Raw genomic sequence first — 17,152 nt, 5'->3', positions numbered from 1 at the left:
TCTCATTTATGAACAGAAAGGAAGTGCATTATGGCTGCAATTCTTCCGCATGGTGGAACGCTTGTCGATAGAATCATTACAGGCCCAGAGCAAAAAACACTTTTGCAGGCCGCCCGTGAATTGTTTCCTATCCGTGTAAATTCGTGGACTATTTCCGATCTGGATTTGATTGGAGTGGGGGCATTTTCTCCGCTGACAGGGTTTATGAACGAAGCCGACTATCGGTCGGTGGTAGCGGATATGCGTCTTGCCGATGGTACAGTCTGGAGTATCCCCATTACGCTTGCGGTTACGGAGATCATAGCCGGGGAACTTACATTGGGTCAACAGGTCGCTTTAGTGGGTGAAACGGACGGTACCATATATGCTGTACTTGATATTGAGAGTATATATCAGGTTGATCAGGCAGAAGAGGCCAGACGTGTATTCAAGACAAATGATCCGGCGCATCCTGGTGTTAAAAAACTTTTGGAGCGACCAGCTACTTATGTAGGGGGATCTGTGCAGGTGCTGAATCGGCCAGAACCCGCGCAATTTGGTGAGTTTTATTACACACCGGTGCAGACACGCAATCATTTTGCTGAAAAAGGCTGGAAAACAGTAGTCGGGTTCCAAACACGTAATCCCGTACATCGGGCGCATGAGTACATCCAAAAAAGCGCGATGGAGATTGTCGATGCGTTATTTCTGAATCCGCTCGTGGGTGAAACCAAGTCAGATGACGTTCCGGCAGATGTGCGTATGAAGAGCTATCTGGTGCTGCTGGACAACTATTATCCGGCTGACCGTACCTTTTTGGGTGTGTTTCCTGCTGCCATGCGATATGCTGGTCCGAGAGAGGCTATTTTTCATGCCATTGTGCGGAAGAACTACGGGTGTACCCATTTTATTGTAGGAAGGGACCATGCGGGTGTAGGAGACTACTATGGTACGTACGAAGCTCAGGATATTTTCAAAAACTTCACACCTGAGGAACTGGAGATTACCCCGTTGTTCTTCGAACACAGCTTTTATTGTACCCGATGTGGAAATATGGCCTCTAGCAAAACATGCCCTCATCCCAAGGAACATCATTTGACGCTTTCGGGCACCAAAGTTCGGGAATTGTTACGTTCGGGGGTTTGCCCGCCGCCTGAATTTACACGACCGGAAGTCGCCCAGGTGTTGATTGAAGGTATGAAAGAATTTGTTCATTCCTGAGTAGTACTATTTACACGCCTCGTCCCATATAGATCATTAGTATCTGTATAGGGACGGAGGCGTTTTGTTATGCAAAAAAACAATCGTAAACACGAGGTTACACTGTGGATTCGCTATCGGACGCTGAAAAAAATACTGCTGGGCTGCTGTCTCGCCGTTCTGTTTATCACGCTGGCTCTATATGAGATACCCGCTTCGAGAGCCTGGACCCATTGGAGTCTTCCGCTTACCGGTAAAGTAATTGCCATAGATGCAGGACATGGAGGACCAGATGGAGGGGCTGTCAGCAAGGAAGGCGTCATTGAGAAGGACATTAATCTGGCGATTGCCTTTTATTTGCGAGATTATTTGCAACAAGCAGGAGCCGTTGTCGTCATGACTCGGGAGGCAGACCGTGATCTGGCACAGCAAGAAACCAAGGGCTATGCTAAAAGAAAAACGGAGGACCTGAAACAGCGTGTACGCATGATTGAGGAGCATAAAGCGGATCTCTTTTTAAGTATTCACATGAACAGCATCCCGTCGAGCCGCTGGAGTGGAGCCCAAACCTTTTACGTCCCTAATCATGCGGACAACGAAAATTTGGCCTCCCTCATTCAGGAGGAGATTAAACGCAACCTGGAGAATACAGACAGAGTGGCCAAGACGGTGAACACGGTATATTTACTCAAGGCCCTCAAAATGCCATCAGCTCTCGTAGAAGTCGGCTTTTTGTCCCATCCGGAGGAAGCCAGACGACTGAGTGATGAAACCTATCAGAGACAGGTGGCAGCAGCGATTTATAAGGGAGTGCTGCGTTATAGCGCTGGGGAAAAGGGAGCCTCGTCAGCACCTAAGGCCAGATAGTGGTATACTGTAAGTGTTTACAACTACGTAAATTCATTGAAGCAGAGGTGCTGATTATTCATGCAATCCAGAGAGCAAGTTATAGAGCTACTTCAACAGGTACGAGAGCCTCATACAGGTCATCGTTTGGTCGAGCTTCATTTTATTCGGGATGTTGTTATTAAAGAGGATCGTGTATCCTTGACCGCGATTAGTCTAAATCTAGAGGAAGGAGCACGGGCAGAGCTGGAGCGGGAAATCAGGCAGACGTTGGAAGAAGCGGGGCTGAGCCATATTCATATTCGTATTCGTGAAGCGTCCGAGCATGAAAGATCCGCCATTCAGACGGGAGAGAATACGAAGGAAGCGGCTGACCCGGTTTTAACCAAGGGACATGCTGCTGGTATGGAAGAACATGAGCTGCTGAATCCGGCATCTGGCGTACGGTTTATTGCCATTGCCAGCGGAAAAGGCGGTGTCGGTAAATCGACAGTGGCTGTAAATCTAGCGGCTGCCTTGGCTAGACAGGGCAAACGTGTGGGTTTAATTGATGCCGACATTTATGGATTTAGCGTACCGGATATGATCGGAGCCGAGGACGTTCCTACCGTAGAAGACGGCATTATTCAGCCGGTGGAGCGATTTGGCATCAAGATTATGTCTATGGGTTTTTTTGTCAGGGAGAACAACCCCGTGATTTGGAGAGGTCCCATGCTGGGAAGAATGCTCAGACAGTTTTTTAGTGATGTCGAATGGGGCAAGCTGGACTATATGATTCTTGATCTACCGCCGGGAACCGGGGATGTAGCGCTTGATGTACACCAAATGATCCCGCAGAGTGAAGAAATCATTGTGACTACTCCTCATGCAACCGCAGCCTTTGTGGCCGCCCGTGCAGGAGCAATGGCGCTCCAAACGGATCATAAGGTCATTGGCGTTGTCGAGAACATGTCCTATTATGTATCTTCTACTGGAGAGAAGGACTATGTTTTTGGCCGTGGGGGTGGGGCTATGCTGGCTGACACTCTTCATACAAAGCTGCTGGCGCAAATTCCACTGGGTATTCCGGATAATCATCCGGCAGAGGCGGATTTTTCACCATCTGTATATAAATCCGAATCGGCAACGGGAGCGATCTACAACGACATCGCCACTCAAATTACGACGTTGCACGCCGAATCTGAATAAGAAAAAAGGCTGGTTCCTGAACCAGCCTTTTTATTATTGACCTTCTTGTCCACCGCTGCCGCTATCACCACCGCCGCCATCTTGTTTTCCACCGCTTGTTCCGTCCTGACCACCACTTTTTTTCTCAACCTTGGGTTGAAGCTCTTCCTGTACGACAGTTTTGAGTAAGTTCATAACCTCAAGTCGGAAAATCGGATTCTGCATCGCATCGTGCATGACCGTCATAGATTGTTTGCGGTATTCAGGGGTTTTAGTTAAGTCCATATACATTTTGGTCAGTTCTGGCGATTTGAGCATCGCCTCAATAGATTTTTGATAAGAAGGGTCTTTAATGAGTTGCATATGAAGTTGCTTACTTTGGCTGTTGATGGCCTTGGCAAACTCACCGGCAAAGCGCGGATCAGTCATGATTTTCTCGATTTCCTTTTTGTACTCCGGAGAAACCAGAGTATCCTTGACTGCGATCTTCATCTGTTCTGCTGACTGTGTGGGCATAATCATTTTCATTCCCATACTGCCGCCGGAGCCTCCGCCAGCTCCACCGCCTTCGCTGCCTTGACCGGATTGTCCATCTTTCGATGAGCTGCTTTCCCCGGTCAAAGCTTCCTCCACTGCTTTTTTCCCGTCATCGCTTTTTAAAATATCGACAACCATCGTTTTCATTTCTTTATAGCTGTTCTGGGGTGGCGCCGAGCTCTGGTCCGAACCACAGCCGGTCAGCGCAACGCCCAGTACGCATATCATGCTGACTAATCGCAAACGAGTCCAATTCATGGCCGTATTCCTCCTTCATCATGAATGTGGATAGTATGCGAATGGATGAGGTGAAATATGTCGTCTGAATTTTGGTTTTTTGTTGAGAACGTTGTAAAATAACTTCTTAAAGACCCAGGGCCTGATCACGAACCTCTTTGCCTTTTACTGTGCCCTGTTGAAGCAGTTCGGATACAGTTACAAATTCATAACCTTGCGCACGCAATTTGTCGATAATGACGGGCAGCGCTTCATGAGTTTGTTTACAGGAATCACTGGCATGCAGAAGAACAATGTCGCCGGGATGTGCTTTTTTCACAACACGGTCAATAATGACCTGAGTACCTGGGTTTTTCCAATCTAAAGAATCAGTGTCCCACTGGATTGTTTTGTAGCCGAAAGTGCTGGCGACCTGAAGAACCCTTTTGTCGAAATCACCATTAGGCATACGGATCAACTTCGGCGGCTGCCCGGTCAGCTCGGTCAACGTGGTGTGGGCTGTTGAAATCTGCTTACGAATGTCCTCATCACTTAGACTGCTGTAATTTTCATGTTTATGTCCATGGCTACCGATCTCATATCCACGATCTTTTATCTGATTCACAAGCTCCGGGTGCGTTTTGCTCCATGGAGAGGAAAGAAAGAAGGTGGACTTGTTCACTTTTTTGTCCTCAAGAACCTTTAGGATGGGTTCAGTACGCTTATCTCCCCAACTAATGTCAAAGGTAAGAGCGATCAGCTTTTTGTCTGTGGGTACACTATAAATAGCCGCTGGTACTTCCTCGGAAAAAACGGTGACATTATCGGTTTCTACATAAATGACCCCAATAGCGAAAATGGCCGCCGCCGCTACGATAAAGAACCGTTTAATTTTTTTGCCATTCAGTACATAAAAAAAAGAATTCATGGTTAATAACGCCCCTTTCATCATAGAAGTGCTTGTTTACTTAAAGCTATGCCTGGGGTTGTCAATTATGCCATTGGACTAAACAGGAGGGACTGATCTGATGGGATTAAAAGCATTTCTACATGATTTACACACGACAAGACGGTTGATTTTAGTTTCCGCATTTCTGTTTTGCATAAGTATTGTGGTGGGCTGGTTAAGTACAGGGGCTATTCAATCCATATTGGCTCAACAATTGTCAGGATTGGGGGAAGTGGCTCAGCGTTTGCAGCAGACTGAACATCCTCAATGGAGTTTTTTTGTGTTTATCTTTTTCAATAATGCTATCAAGTGTGTGCTGGTTATATTTGTAGGAGCTTTATTTGGAATCGTACCATTTGTATTTTTAATTATGAATGGGATGGTTTTGGGGTTTGTCGTACACTTACAGGCGGATACGGGCAGAAGCTTGTATGAGGTTATTGTAAAAGGATTGCTTCCGCATGGTGTAATTGAATTACCTGTTTTAATTATCGCCTGTGCTTTCGGTTTGAAGTTTGGGGGGCAAGTGATGTCCTCGATCGGTGCAGGCATAGGGTTGAAACGAAAAGGGCTTGCCCAAACATGGGAGTCGTTTATGAAACAGACGTTGAGGGTGTCTATTTGGTCCGTTGTTCTGCTGTTTATTGCTGCTGCAATCGAGAGTGGAATAACGTATCGTTTATTGTCACATTAAAATATTATGGTCGGTTATTTATATTTTTCCTGAAAATTGAACATAACAAAGGGGAGAGCCCGAAGTGAAAACATGGAATTAAATCGGAATAAGTTTGAAACCTTAACAGTTGAGTTTAAAAACAGGTAAAGACTGGAACAATAGTTGAACGAATATAAGCACTATATAATAAGCTGATAAGGGAGTATGGTCATATGCTGGGAATGCTGTTTAATGAAAAAGAATGCAAGGAACTGGATTATGTTCTTCGTAAGGAACTTGATGAAATGCTGCTTGATATGAGCGATACCCGATTGGATCAGGATATTCGTTATGCGATAGCGCTTCGGTATAAAACAGTTTTCCGCATGTATGCCCGCTTTGCACCCGCCAAGGAACTATCCAAATATGCTCGCAGAGGGCGCGTTCCCCAAACCAAACAATAAAAGATATAAGAGCCAATTATAAAATCAGAGATATCAGGAAGTTAACCCTTAAGAAGTTTATACTTTCTGATATCAAAATAAGTATTGACTCTATTTAGGATTCATGGTAAATTAATTTTCGTTCCTTTTTGAGAAATTTGCTCGAAAAAAAGAAATTAAAAAAACTCTTGCAAATCTCACAAAGTAATGATATATTATAAAGGTCGCCACTGAGACGCGGTGATGAAACAAAGCAAGAACGATAGCAAGACATAATGCAGGTTTGATCTTTGAAAACTGAACAACGAGTGAGTAAATGATTTTGTTCGCAAAATCAACCACAAAGATTTCAGCACATACCGTAAGGTTGTATGAAATCGGAGTGAAAAAGAGATATTTTATCTCGTCAGTTTCAAAATGAGCGAATCGCTCTTTCTATAAACCAGCTTCGGTTGGTCTTTAATGGAGAGTTTGATCCTGGCTCAGGACGAACGCTGGCGGCGTGCCTAATACATGCAAGTCGAGCGGGGTTGTTGTGGAAGCTTGCTTCTAGAACAACCTAGCGGCGGACGGGTGAGTAACACGTAGGCAACCTGCCCATGAGACTGGGATAACTACCGGAAACGGTAGCTAATACCGGATACATCCTTTCCCTGCATGGGGAGGGGAGGAAAGACGGAGCAATCTGTCACTGATGGATGGGCCTGCGGCGCATTAGCTAGTTGGTGGGGTAAAGGCCTACCAAGGCGACGATGCGTAGCCGACCTGAGAGGGTGATCGGCCACACTGGGACTGAGACACGGCCCAGACTCCTACGGGAGGCAGCAGTAGGGAATCTTCCGCAATGGGCGAAAGCCTGACGGAGCAACGCCGCGTGAGTGATGAAGGTTTTCGGATCGTAAAGCTCTGTTGCCAGGGAAGAACGTCTTGTAGAGTAACTGCTACAAGAGTGACGGTACCTGAGAAGAAAGCCCCGGCTAACTACGTGCCAGCAGCCGCGGTAATACGTAGGGGGCAAGCGTTGTCCGGAATTATTGGGCGTAAAGCGCGCGCAGGCGGCTCTTTAAGTCTGGTGTTTAATCCCGAGGCTCAACTTCGGGTCGCACTGGAAACTGGGGAGCTTGAGTGCAGAAGAGGAGAGTGGAATTCCACGTGTAGCGGTGAAATGCGTAGATATGTGGAGGAACACCAGTGGCGAAGGCGACTCTCTGGGCTGTAACTGACGCTGAGGCGCGAAAGCGTGGGGAGCAAACAGGATTAGATACCCTGGTAGTCCACGCCGTAAACGATGAATGCTAGGTGTTAGGGGTTTCGATACCCTTGGTGCCGAAGTTAACACATTAAGCATTCCGCCTGGGGAGTACGGTCGCAAGACTGAAACTCAAAGGAATTGACGGGGACCCGCACAAGCAGTGGAGTATGTGGTTTAATTCGAAGCAACGCGAAGAACCTTACCAGGTCTTGACATCCCCCTGATCGGTCTAGAGATAGACCTTTCCTTCGGGACAGGGGAGACAGGTGGTGCATGGTTGTCGTCAGCTCGTGTCGTGAGATGTTGGGTTAAGTCCCGCAACGAGCGCAACCCTTATGCTTAGTTGCCAGCAGGTCAAGCTGGGCACTCTAAGCAGACTGCCGGTGACAAACCGGAGGAAGGTGGGGATGACGTCAAATCATCATGCCCCTTATGACCTGGGCTACACACGTACTACAATGGCCGGTACAACGGGAAGCGAAAGAGCGATCTGGAGCGAATCCTAGAAAAGCCGGTCTCAGTTCGGATTGCAGGCTGCAACTCGCCTGCATGAAGTCGGAATTGCTAGTAATCGCGGATCAGCATGCCGCGGTGAATACGTTCCCGGGTCTTGTACACACCGCCCGTCACACCACGAGAGTTTACAACACCCGAAGTCGGTGGGGTAACCCGCAAGGGAGCCAGCCGCCGAAGGTGGGGTAGATGATTGGGGTGAAGTCGTAACAAGGTAGCCGTATCGGAAGGTGCGGCTGGATCACCTCCTTTCTATGGAGAATCGTTTCCTGCAACGGAAACATTCAAATATGAAGCGTAAGCTTCAAAACTCAGGTTTAGGCCTGTTACTCACTCGTTGCTCAGTTTTGAGAGCTTAAACTCTCAAACGTTTGGTGGCGATAGCGGAGGGGTTCCACACGTACCCATCCCGAACACGACCGTTAAGCCCTCCAGCGCCGATGGTACTTGGACCGCAGGGTCCTGGGAGAGTAGGACGTCGCCAAGCGCAACCACTAAAGGAGAACTTCTTTGGTGGTTTATTATGGGCCCTTAGCTCAGCTGGTTAGAGCGCACCCCTGATAAGGGTGAGGTCGGTGGTTCGAGTCCACTAGGGCCCACCATATAACTTTATATCACTTTTTGGGGCCATAGCTCAGCTGGGAGAGCGCCTGCCTTGCAAGCAGGAGGTCAGCGGTTCGATCCCGCTTGGCTCCACCAATTACAACTTCATCAAAAAACTGCATGATGATCATCCACTCTTCGGAGTTGGATCGATAATCACACAGGCTACAGTTTCGATGAAACTGTATTGCACCTTGAAAACTGGATACCGAAACGAAATTGCGTTTTAGAATATTCCTTTACGCTGATCTTGTGTAAACAAGTGAAATAAAGGTAGCAGGTAAGGAAAGATATTTTGCCTTTGGCAAAAATCACTCTTTATCGAACATCGACATTTTCTTTCTATGAAAGAAAAGTCTAGGTTAAGCTACAAAGAGCACACGGAGGATGCCTAGGCGCCAGGAGCCGACGAAGGACGTGGCGAACAACGATAAAGCCTCGGGGAGCTGTAAGCAAGCTTTGATCCGGGGATGTCCGAATGGGGAAACCCGGCTGTCTTCATCGACAGTCACTTTCTGCTGAATACATAGGCAGAACAGAGGCATACCAGGGGAACTGAAACATCTAAGTACCCTGAGGAAGAGAAAACAATAGTGATTCCGTCAGTAGCGGCGAGCGAACGCGGATTAGCCCAAACCAAGGAGCTTGCTCCTTGGGGTTGTGGGACGTCTCACATGGAGTTACAAAGGAATCGGTTAGATGAAGAGGTCTGGAAAGGCCCGCCAGAGAAGGTAAAAGCCCTGTAATTCAAAACCTGTTCCCTCCGAGACGGATCCCGAGTAGTGCGGGGCACGTGAAACCCCGTATGAATCCGGCAGGACCATCTGCCAAGGCTAAATACTCCCTGGCGACCGATAGTGAAGCAGTACCGTGAGGGAAAGGTGAAAAGCACCCCGGAAGGGGAGTGAAATAGATCCTGAAACCGTGTGCTTACAAGAAGTCAGAGCCCGATCTATGGGTGATGGCGTGCCTTTTGTAGAATGAACCGGCGAGTTACGTTCCCGTGCAAGGTTAAGGTGAAGAGCTGAAGCCGCAGCGAAAGCGAGTCTGAATAGGGCGACTTAGTACGTGGACGTAGACCCGAAACCGGGTGATCTACCCCTGTCCAGGGTGAAGGTGCGGTAACACGCACTGGAGGCCCGAACCCACGCATGTTGAAAAATGCGGGGATGAGGTGGGGGTAGCGGAGAAATTCCAATCGAACCCGGAGATAGCTGGTTCTCCCCGAAATAGCTTTAGGGCTAGCCTCGGAATAAGAGTCGTGGAGGTAGAGCACTGATTGGGTGCGGGGCCCGCAAGGGTTACCAAGCTCAGTCAAACTCCGAATGCCATAGACTTAGTTCCGGGAGTCAGACAGTGAGTGCTAAGATCCATTGTCGAAAGGGAAACAGCCCAGACCATCAGCTAAGGTCCCCAAGTGTGTGTTAAGTGGGAAAGGATGTGGAGTTGCACAGACAACCAGGATGTTGGCTTAGAAGCAGCCACCATTGAAAGAGTGCGTAATAGCTCACTGGTCGAGTGACTCTGCGCCGAAAATGTAACGGGGCTAAACACGCCACCGAAGCTATGGCTTGATACTTAGGTATCAGGGGTAGGGGAGCGTTGAATGCGGGTTGAAGGTGTACCGTAAGGAGCGCTGGACTGCATTCAAGTGAGAATGCCGGTATGAGTAACGAAAAGATCTGTGAGAATCAGATCCGCCGAAAGCCTAAGGGTTCCTGAGGAAGGTTCGTCCGCTCAGGGTAAGTCGGGACCTAAGGCGAGGCCGATAGGCGTAGTCGAAGGACAACAGGTCGAAATTCCTGTACCACCGTAATCCGTTATGAGCAATGGGGTGACGCAGTAGGGTAGTGACGCGGACTGATGGATGTCCGTCTAAGCAGTGAGGCTGGTGTGTAGGCAAATCCGCACATCGTAAGGCTGGGCTGTGATGGGGAGCGAAAATTGTAGTAGCGAAGGTCATGATCTCAGACTGCCAAGAAAAGCCTCTAGCCAGGAGAAGGTGCCCGTACCGCAAACCGACACAGGTAGGCGAGAAGAGAATTCTAAGGCGCGCGGAAGAACTCTCGTTAAGGAACTCGGCAAAATGACCCCGTAACTTCGGGAGAAGGGGTGCCTCGGTAGGGTGAATAGCCCGAGGGGGCCGCAGTGAAAAGGCCCAAGCGACTGTTTAGCAAAAACACAGGTCTGTGCGAAGCCGCAAGGCGAAGTATACGGGCTGACGCCTGCCCGGTGCTGGAAGGTTAAGGGGAGTGGTAAGTCCTTCGGGGCGAAGCTATGAACCGAAGCCCCAGTAAACGGCGGCCGTAACTATAACGGTCCTAAGGTAGCGAAATTCCTTGTCAGGTAAATTCTGACCCGCACGAATGGCGTAACGACTTGGGCGCTGTCTCAACGAGAGATCCGGTGAAATTTTAATACCTGTGAAGATGCAGGTTACCCGCGACAAGACGGAAAGACCCCATGGAGCTTTACTGCAGCTTGATATTGAATTTGGGTACGATCTGTACAGGATAGGTGGGAGCCTAAGAGACTTGAGCGCCAGCTTGAGAGGAGGCATCCTTGGGATACCACCCTGATCGTATCTAGGTTCTAACTTGGTACCGTGATCCGGTACGAGGACAGTGTCAGGTGGGCAGTTTGACTGGGGCGGTCGCCTCCTAAAGAGTAACGGAGGCGCCCCAAGGTTCCCTCAGAATGGTTGGAAATCATTCGAAGAGTGCAAAGGCAGAAGGGAGCTTGACTGCGAGACCTACAAGTCGAGCAGGGACGAAAGTCGGGCTTAGTGATCCGGTGGTACCGCATGGAAGGGCCATCGCTCAACGGATAAAAGCTACCCTGGGGATAACAGGCTTATCTCCCCCAAGAGTCCACATCGACGGGGAGGTTTGGCACCTCGATGTCGGCTCATCGCATCCTGGGGCTGAAGTAGGTCCCAAGGGTTGGGCTGTTCGCCCATTAAAGCGGTACGCGAGCTGGGTTCAGAACGTCGTGAGACAGTTCGGTCCCTATCTGTCGTGGGCGTAGGAAATTTGAGAGGAGCTGTCCTTAGTACGAGAGGACCGGGATGGACGTACCGCTGGTGTACCAGTTGTTCCGCCAGGAGCACCGCTGGGTAGCTATGTACGGAAGGGATAAGCGCTGAAAGCATCTAAGCGTGAAGCCCCCCTCAAGATGAGATTTCCCAGTATGTAAGACCCCTTGAAGACGACGAGGTAGATAGGTTGGGGGTGGAAGTGCAGTAATGCATGGAGCTGACCAATACTAATCGGTCGAGGGCTTATCCTAAGAATAGGACGCAATGGAGTTTCGGATCCAGTTTTCAGGGTGTAACACCTTGAAGGTATGTAGAAGATACATACGTATAGGCGAATTTACGATGTAAATTCATGTTTGGTGGCGATAGCGGAGGGGTTCCACACGTACCCATCCCGAACACGACCGTTAAGCCCTCCAGCGCCGATGGTACTTGGACCGCAGGGTCCTGGGAGAGTAGGACGTCGCCAAGCAAATCCTTATGATTACTATTCCCTGATAGCTCAGTTGGTAGAGCACTCGACTGTTAATCGAGTTGTCACAGGTTCGAGTCCTGTTCGGGGAGCCTTTGCTCTCATAGCTCAGCAGGTAGAGTGCATCCATGGTAAGGATGAGGTCACCGGTTCGAACCCGGTTGAGAGCTTGTGTTAGGGCCCGTTGGTCAAGCGGTTAAGACACCTCCCTTTCACGGAGGTAACAGGGGTTCGATTCCCCTACGGGTCATAGGATAGTATGGAGGCTTAGCTCAGCTGGGAGAGCATCTGCCTTACAAGCAGAGGGTCGGGGGTTCGAGCCCCTCAGCCTCCACCATATTTCATCCTCTTACCTGGTTGAAATGTTGGGGAATTGTGAATCATATGCATATTGGGGATTAGCCAAGCGGTAAGGCAACGGACTTTGACTCCGTCATGCATAGGTTCAAATCCTATATCCCCAGCCATTAAGAGCCATTAGCTCAGCTGGTAGAGCACCTGACTTTTAATCAGGGTGTCGAAGGTTCGAATCCTTCATGGCTCACCATTTTATTACATGCGCGTGTGGCGGAATTGGCAGACGCACTAGACTTAGGATCTAGCGTCTTTGACGTGGGGGTTCAAGTCCCTCCACGCGCATCTTGTTTTTGCGGACGTGGCTCAGCGGTAGAGCATCGCCTTGCCAAGGCGAGGGTCGCGGGTTCGATTCCCGTCGTCCGCTCCATATTTGCGCCCTTAGCTCAGCTGGATAGAGCGTTTGACTACGAATCAAAAGGCCGGGAGTTCGAATCTCTCAGGGCGCGCCATTTTTAAAATTATATGTCGGGATGTAGCTCAGCTTGGTAGAGCACCTGGTTTGGGACCAGGGGGTCGCATGTTCAAATCGTGTCATCCCGATACTAATTTGCGGGTGTAGTTCAATGGTAGAACTTCAGCCTTCCAAGCTGATAGCGTGGGTTCGATTCCCATCACCCGCTTACTGATTACCTAGAAGCCGAGAGGCTTCTTTTTATTTTGTCCACATTATAAACCTTCTCTGTGTATAGGTTACTGCGGAAATCTCCTGTCATGCACAGTTGGGGATGACTTGTGCATATTGTACATAGGCTCCAGGTACTTTAACACCCAGATCCCGAATTCTCCCTCTAATGTATCCCTTTCTCCTGCAGTAAGGCTAATTTCGTGATCAAATCCCTTCAATATAGGAATCCTATGATCGTTAACGATGCGCTTGCTGGTGATAACTCTAAGGCTGCTGTACGTAGTTGTACACAATGTATTCTATTTATGTGGGTATGCTGAGTATGGATGAAAAAATAGCTCTGAAATATTGAAACTTTGGTTGGTTTGTGTATATCTTTGTGGATAGAAGCTTATTGGGGTTCACTTTGTCAACAAATCATAAACATATGCACATAATGATGCGCGAATTTTTGTTTTGGAAATGACTCTGTTTATAACACCTGTGTATAAAGTTTCATGATTATCCAGACTATAAAAGTGATCTGGTTTATTAAATTTCATTTTTGTGCATAAAAAACCAAATTATTCTCAAAAAAAGTATTTTAAAAGGATGACTTTTTACTGTAAATTTTGCAGCTTTTCACGCGTTTTTATTGTATGATGTTAAGAAAGTGTCAATTTTCGTGTGTATACGTACCTTTGCAACAAAGCTGTATTTGGTGTGAACAGATCAGATGGGGGGAAAAGCATGACTGAGCTTACGTTAACCGCTAACAAAAACCAATCCAACAATCTGCTACGGCGGGACGTTCGTTTTCTGGGGAATATTCTTGGTGAGGTTTTGGTTCATCAGGGTGGCAACGAACTTTTGGATATCGTGGAAAAGATACGTGAGACAAGTAAATCGTTACGTGCCGGGTATCAGCCGGAGTTGTATGAGAATTTCAAACAAATCGTTAATGGACTGGATACGGACATTCGTCACCAGGTTATTCGCGCGTTTGCGATTTATTTTCAGTTAGTGAATATTGCCGAGCAAAATCATCGTATCCGCCGCAAACGGGACTATGAGCATTCTGCTGGTGAAGATGTTCAACGTGGTTCAATTGAAAATTCTGTTCAGGAGCTTAAACAGGGTGGATTTTCGGCTGAGGACGTTAGCAGTCTGCTGGAGGAGCTTTCTCTGGAGCTGGTTATGACTGCACATCCTACAGAAGCCACGCGACGGGTGATTTTGGACATTCACAAGCGCATTTCCGAGGACGTCATGCTGTTGGATAATCCTATGCTTACCTTGCGGGAGCGGGAACAGGTGCGGGAAAATCTGCTGAATGAAGTGATTACACTATGGCAGACAGACGAACTTCGTGATCGCAAGCCAACTGTGTTAGATGAAGTTAGAAACGGGATGTATTATTTTCATGAGACTTTGTTTCATGTGCTGCCGGACGTATACCAAGAACTGGAACGATGTTTAGGCAAATATTATCCTGAGCAGAAATGGCATATTCCGACCTATTTGAGATTTGGCTCCTGGATCGGTGGGGATCGGGACGGCAACCCGTCTGTTACGGCTCATGTTACTTGGGAAACGTTACGTATGCAGCGTAAGCTGGCTTTAAGAGAATATCAGCACACGCTGAAAGAATTTATGGGTTACCTGAGCTTTAGCACTAGCATTATACGTGTCTCTGATGATTTGCTGGCTTCTATTGAGGAAGACCGGACCCATATTACGCTTAAAAAGATGGAAGTGTGGCATAACGAAAAAGAGCCTTACCGCATCAAGCTGGCCTACATGATAGCCAAGGTGAATAATATCCTGGATGAAAGCAAGCAGGGCACGAAGGAACGTTATAGCTCTGCTGAAGAGCTTATTGCGGATCTGAACGTTATTGACGACAGCTTGCGTCATCATTTTGCGGATTATGTGGCAGATACTTATATTCAGAAGATGATTCGTCAGGTAGAACTGTTCGGCTTCCATACGGCTACGCTGGATGTACGTCAGCATAGCCAGGAGCATGAAAATGCAATGACTGAAATCCTCTCTAAAATGAATATTGTTGCGGATTATGGCAAGCTCCCTGAGGAAGAAAAAATAGACCTGCTGGAAAAGCTGCTGAACGAGCCACGTCCGATCACGTCGCCGTATTTGAAATATAGCGACAGCACGCAGGAATGTCTTGATGTATATCGTACGATTTATCTGGCTCAGGAGGAATTCGGCAAGCAATCCATTACAAGCTACTTGATCAGTATGACTCAGGGAGCAAGCGACTTGCTGGAAGTTATGGTTCTGTCTAAAGAAGTGGGTCTGTTCCGTATCGAGAAAGATGGCACAGTCGTATGTACACTGCAATCCGTTCCTCTGTTTGAAACGATAGATGATCTGCATGCTGCCCCTAGTATTATGAAGAGGCTGCTGAATTTGCCTGTATATCGCCAATCTGTGGCAGCAATGGATCAGCTTCAGGAGATCATGCTGGGATATTCAGATAGTAACAAGGACGGCGGTGTGGTGACGGCGAACTGGGAGCTTCGGGTTGCGATGAACAGCATTACGGAAGTGGTTAATGAGTTCGACGTAAAAGTGAAGTTTTTCCACGGACGCGGGGGAGCACTGGGACGCGGAGGAATGCCGCTTAATCGCAGCATTTTGGCCCAACCTCCTCATACGATCGGAGGCGGCATCAAGATTACGGAGCAGGGTGAGGTACTCTCATCCAGATACTCGCTCAAGGGCATCGCTTATCGAAGCCTGGAACAGGCAACGTCAGCTCTGATTACCGCAGTGGCATATAACCGGTCCGGTAAGAAGGAAGTGTTTGAGGAGAGTTGGGAAGAGATCATTGCCCGTATTTCCGAGGTATCGCTGGAGAAGTATCAGGATTTAATTTTCCGCGACCCTGATTTCTTCACCTTTTTCAAGGAATCAACACCATTGCCTGAGGTGGGCGAGCTGAATATCGGATCTCGTCCGTCCAAGCGTAAGAACAGTGAACGTTTTGAGGACTTGCGCGCTATTCCATGGGTTTTTGCATGGACGCAAAGCCGTTACTTGCTGCCTGCTTGGTACGCGGCCGGAACTGGGCTGCAAAGCTTCTATCAGAACAATGAGGATAACCTCAAGGTTTTGCAAACAATGTTTAAGGAATCAGCTTTCTTCCGCTCCCTTATTGATACACTGCAAATGGCGATTGCGAAGGCGGATTTACTGATTGCAGAGGAATATGCAGGGATGTCCGATAATGAAGAGGCTCGCCAGCGCATTTTTGGACAAATTTCAGCGGAATTCAAGCTGACGTCCGAGCTGATTTTGAAAATAACAGGACAATCGGAAATTCTGGACGATGTGCCGGTAATTCAGGAGTCCATTCGGTTGCGTAATCCTTATGTCGATCCGTTAAGCTACTTGCAGGTTCAGTTGCTTAGTGAGCTACGTGAACTGCGTGACCAGAACGGGGACGATACGGAACTGCTGCGTGAGGTGCTGTTAACCATTAACGGAATCGCCGCAGGGCTGAGAAACACGGGCTGATACAGCTTGGCGCATGAATACAGACAATCGGGCGCTTATGGGTGCCCGATTGTGCTGTCTGCATGCATATGACGGAGCAGGAGTCCTATTGGGTCAACGCTACAGTTGATTTTCCAATAAAATTGAACTACGATGAATTATCATAACAATGTAATGAGCAACCCATCAGCAAGTCTGGGGGAGTATAGAGTGGATAATATGGAAAGCCGCTTGGTTAGGCTGGTGCAGAAAGGTGATCAGCGAGCTTTTGCGGAGTTAGTCGAGTTATATAAAGATCGGATTTTTCATCTTTCCTACCGGATGCTGGGGAATCGCCATGAGGCGGAGGATCTGGTGCAGGAAACTTTTTTGCGTGTATATCGTAATTTGGAGAAATATGATCATGGGCAGAAGTTCTCCACATGGATTTACCGGATTGCGACGAATCTGTGCATTGACCGTCTGCGAAGGAGAAAGCCTACATACTCACTGGATGCTGAGATGAATGAGCAGGAAGGTGTAGATGGATATGCTATGCTCGCCAGCCAAGAGCTTACACCTGAAGGGCGTACGCTGTTGTCCGAGACACAATCCTTAATTCATGATGCCATTGACAGCCTTCCAGACAAATACAGAACGATTATGGTTTTGCGTTACTTGCAGGAGCTTTCCTTGCAGGAAATTAGCGATGTGCTTAATCTTCCGGTTACTACCATTAAGACAAGGGTTCATAGAGGCCGGGATTTTCTACGCAAAAAATTGGAGCACAAGCTGTAAATCATGTGTTCAGGATTTGGAAA

9 protein-coding genes, 13 tRNA genes and 4 rRNA genes are annotated in these 17,152 nt (G+C 48.1%); 24 read left to right on the top strand and 2 right to left on the bottom strand.

The window, feature by feature from the left end:
• Positions 1–30 precede the first annotated feature (30 nt).
• The 3 genes from sat to AC0WRU_RS21670 all read left to right on the top strand — a co-directional run bounded on the left by sat (position 31) and on the right by AC0WRU_RS21670 (position 3,213).
• The gene (gene sat, locus AC0WRU_RS21680) at positions 31–1,200 is read left to right on the top strand and encodes a sulfate adenylyltransferase (RefSeq protein WP_476126273.1); all 1,170 of its coding nucleotides are present in this window, start codon (positions 31–33) and stop codon (positions 1,198–1,200) included.
• Between the two features lie 69 nt (positions 1,201–1,269).
• Positions 1,270–2,046: an N-acetylmuramoyl-L-alanine amidase CwlD gene (cwlD, locus tag AC0WRU_RS21675; protein ID WP_476126272.1), complete on the top strand. Its 777-nt coding sequence runs from the start codon at positions 1,270–1,272 to the stop codon at positions 2,044–2,046.
• Between the two features lie 60 nt (positions 2,047–2,106).
• Positions 2,107–3,213, top strand: coding sequence for an Mrp/NBP35 family ATP-binding protein (locus AC0WRU_RS21670; RefSeq protein ID WP_476126271.1), 1,107 nt, complete (start codon positions 2,107–2,109; stop codon positions 3,211–3,213).
• Between the two features lie 33 nt (positions 3,214–3,246).
• Here AC0WRU_RS21670 and gerD read toward each other — a convergent pair whose 3' ends face one another.
• Both gerD and pdaB read right to left on the bottom strand, forming a co-directional pair.
• Positions 3,247–3,987: a spore germination lipoprotein GerD gene (gene gerD, locus AC0WRU_RS21665; RefSeq protein WP_476126270.1), complete on the bottom strand. Its 741-nt coding sequence runs from the start codon at positions 3,985–3,987 to the stop codon at positions 3,247–3,249.
• A 106-nt stretch (positions 3,988–4,093) separates the two neighbouring features.
• A complete protein-coding gene (gene pdaB / locus AC0WRU_RS21660; RefSeq protein WP_476126269.1) occupies positions 4,094–4,873 on the bottom strand; it encodes a polysaccharide deacetylase family sporulation protein PdaB in 780 nt (259 codons plus the stop codon).
• 100 nt (positions 4,874–4,973) lie between these two features.
• Between pdaB and AC0WRU_RS21655 the strand changes: the two genes are divergently transcribed.
• The 21 genes from AC0WRU_RS21655 to sigW all read left to right on the top strand — a co-directional run bounded on the left by AC0WRU_RS21655 (position 4,974) and on the right by sigW (position 17,129).
• Positions 4,974–5,588 carry a stage II sporulation protein M gene (locus AC0WRU_RS21655; protein ID WP_476126268.1) on the top strand — a complete coding sequence of 205 codons (615 nt, stop codon included), beginning with the start codon at positions 4,974–4,976 and terminating at the stop codon, positions 5,586–5,588.
• Positions 5,589–5,782: 194 nt separating this feature from the next.
• Complete coding sequence (locus AC0WRU_RS21650; protein ID WP_013312131.1) at positions 5,783–6,013, top strand: hypothetical protein; 231 nt, start codon at positions 5,783–5,785, stop codon at positions 6,011–6,013.
• Between the two features lie 438 nt (positions 6,014–6,451).
• Positions 6,452–8,009, top strand: a 16S ribosomal RNA gene (locus AC0WRU_RS21645).
• Positions 8,010–8,127: 118 nt separating this feature from the next.
• Positions 8,128–8,244, top strand: a 5S ribosomal RNA gene (gene rrf, locus AC0WRU_RS21640).
• A 38-nt stretch (positions 8,245–8,282) separates the two neighbouring features.
• Positions 8,283–8,359 (top strand) — tRNA-Ile (locus AC0WRU_RS21635).
• A gap of 21 nt (positions 8,360–8,380) precedes the next feature.
• Positions 8,381–8,456, top strand: a tRNA-Ala gene (locus tag AC0WRU_RS21630).
• A gap of 264 nt (positions 8,457–8,720) precedes the next feature.
• Positions 8,721–11,648, top strand: a 23S ribosomal RNA gene (locus tag AC0WRU_RS21625).
• A 104-nt stretch (positions 11,649–11,752) separates the two neighbouring features.
• Positions 11,753–11,869, top strand: a 5S ribosomal RNA gene (rrf, locus tag AC0WRU_RS21620).
• Together the 16S, 23S and 5S rRNA genes with 13 tRNA genes alongside form the textbook arrangement of a ribosomal RNA operon.
• 19 nt (positions 11,870–11,888) lie before the next feature.
• Positions 11,889–11,961 (top strand) — tRNA-Asn (locus AC0WRU_RS21615).
• 5 nt (positions 11,962–11,966) lie between these two features.
• Positions 11,967–12,039: transfer RNA gene (locus tag AC0WRU_RS21610), tRNA-Thr, on the top strand.
• Between the two features lie 8 nt (positions 12,040–12,047).
• Positions 12,048–12,119: transfer RNA gene (locus AC0WRU_RS21605), tRNA-Glu, on the top strand.
• Between the two features lie 11 nt (positions 12,120–12,130).
• Positions 12,131–12,206 (top strand) — tRNA-Val (locus tag AC0WRU_RS21600).
• Positions 12,207–12,261: 55 nt separating this feature from the next.
• Positions 12,262–12,336 (top strand) — tRNA-Gln (locus tag AC0WRU_RS21595).
• A gap of 4 nt (positions 12,337–12,340) precedes the next feature.
• A tRNA-Lys gene (locus tag AC0WRU_RS21590) sits at positions 12,341–12,416 on the top strand.
• Positions 12,417–12,427: 11 nt separating this feature from the next.
• Positions 12,428–12,508 (top strand) — tRNA-Leu (locus tag AC0WRU_RS21585).
• Positions 12,509–12,518: 10 nt separating this feature from the next.
• Positions 12,519–12,593: transfer RNA gene (locus AC0WRU_RS21580), tRNA-Gly, on the top strand.
• 5 nt (positions 12,594–12,598) lie between these two features.
• Positions 12,599–12,675 (top strand) — tRNA-Arg (locus AC0WRU_RS21575).
• A 17-nt stretch (positions 12,676–12,692) separates the two neighbouring features.
• A tRNA-Pro gene (locus AC0WRU_RS21570) sits at positions 12,693–12,766 on the top strand.
• Positions 12,767–12,775: 9 nt separating this feature from the next.
• Positions 12,776–12,846 (top strand) — tRNA-Gly (locus tag AC0WRU_RS21565).
• Positions 12,847–13,580: 734 nt separating this feature from the next.
• Positions 13,581–16,373 carry a phosphoenolpyruvate carboxylase gene (gene ppc, locus AC0WRU_RS21560; RefSeq protein WP_476126267.1) on the top strand — a complete coding sequence of 931 codons (2,793 nt, stop codon included), beginning with the start codon at positions 13,581–13,583 and terminating at the stop codon, positions 16,371–16,373.
• A gap of 189 nt (positions 16,374–16,562) precedes the next feature.
• Positions 16,563–17,129, top strand: a complete 567-nt coding sequence (gene sigW / locus AC0WRU_RS21555) for an RNA polymerase sigma factor SigW (protein WP_025684676.1) — start codon at positions 16,563–16,565, stop codon at positions 17,127–17,129.
• Positions 17,130–17,152: the final 23 nt, after the last annotated feature.

The organism is Paenibacillus sp. 1-8, assembly GCF_056316205.1.
The sequence above is the reverse complement of the archived record's forward strand: the minus strand, read 5'-3'. Positions and strand labels throughout refer to the sequence as shown.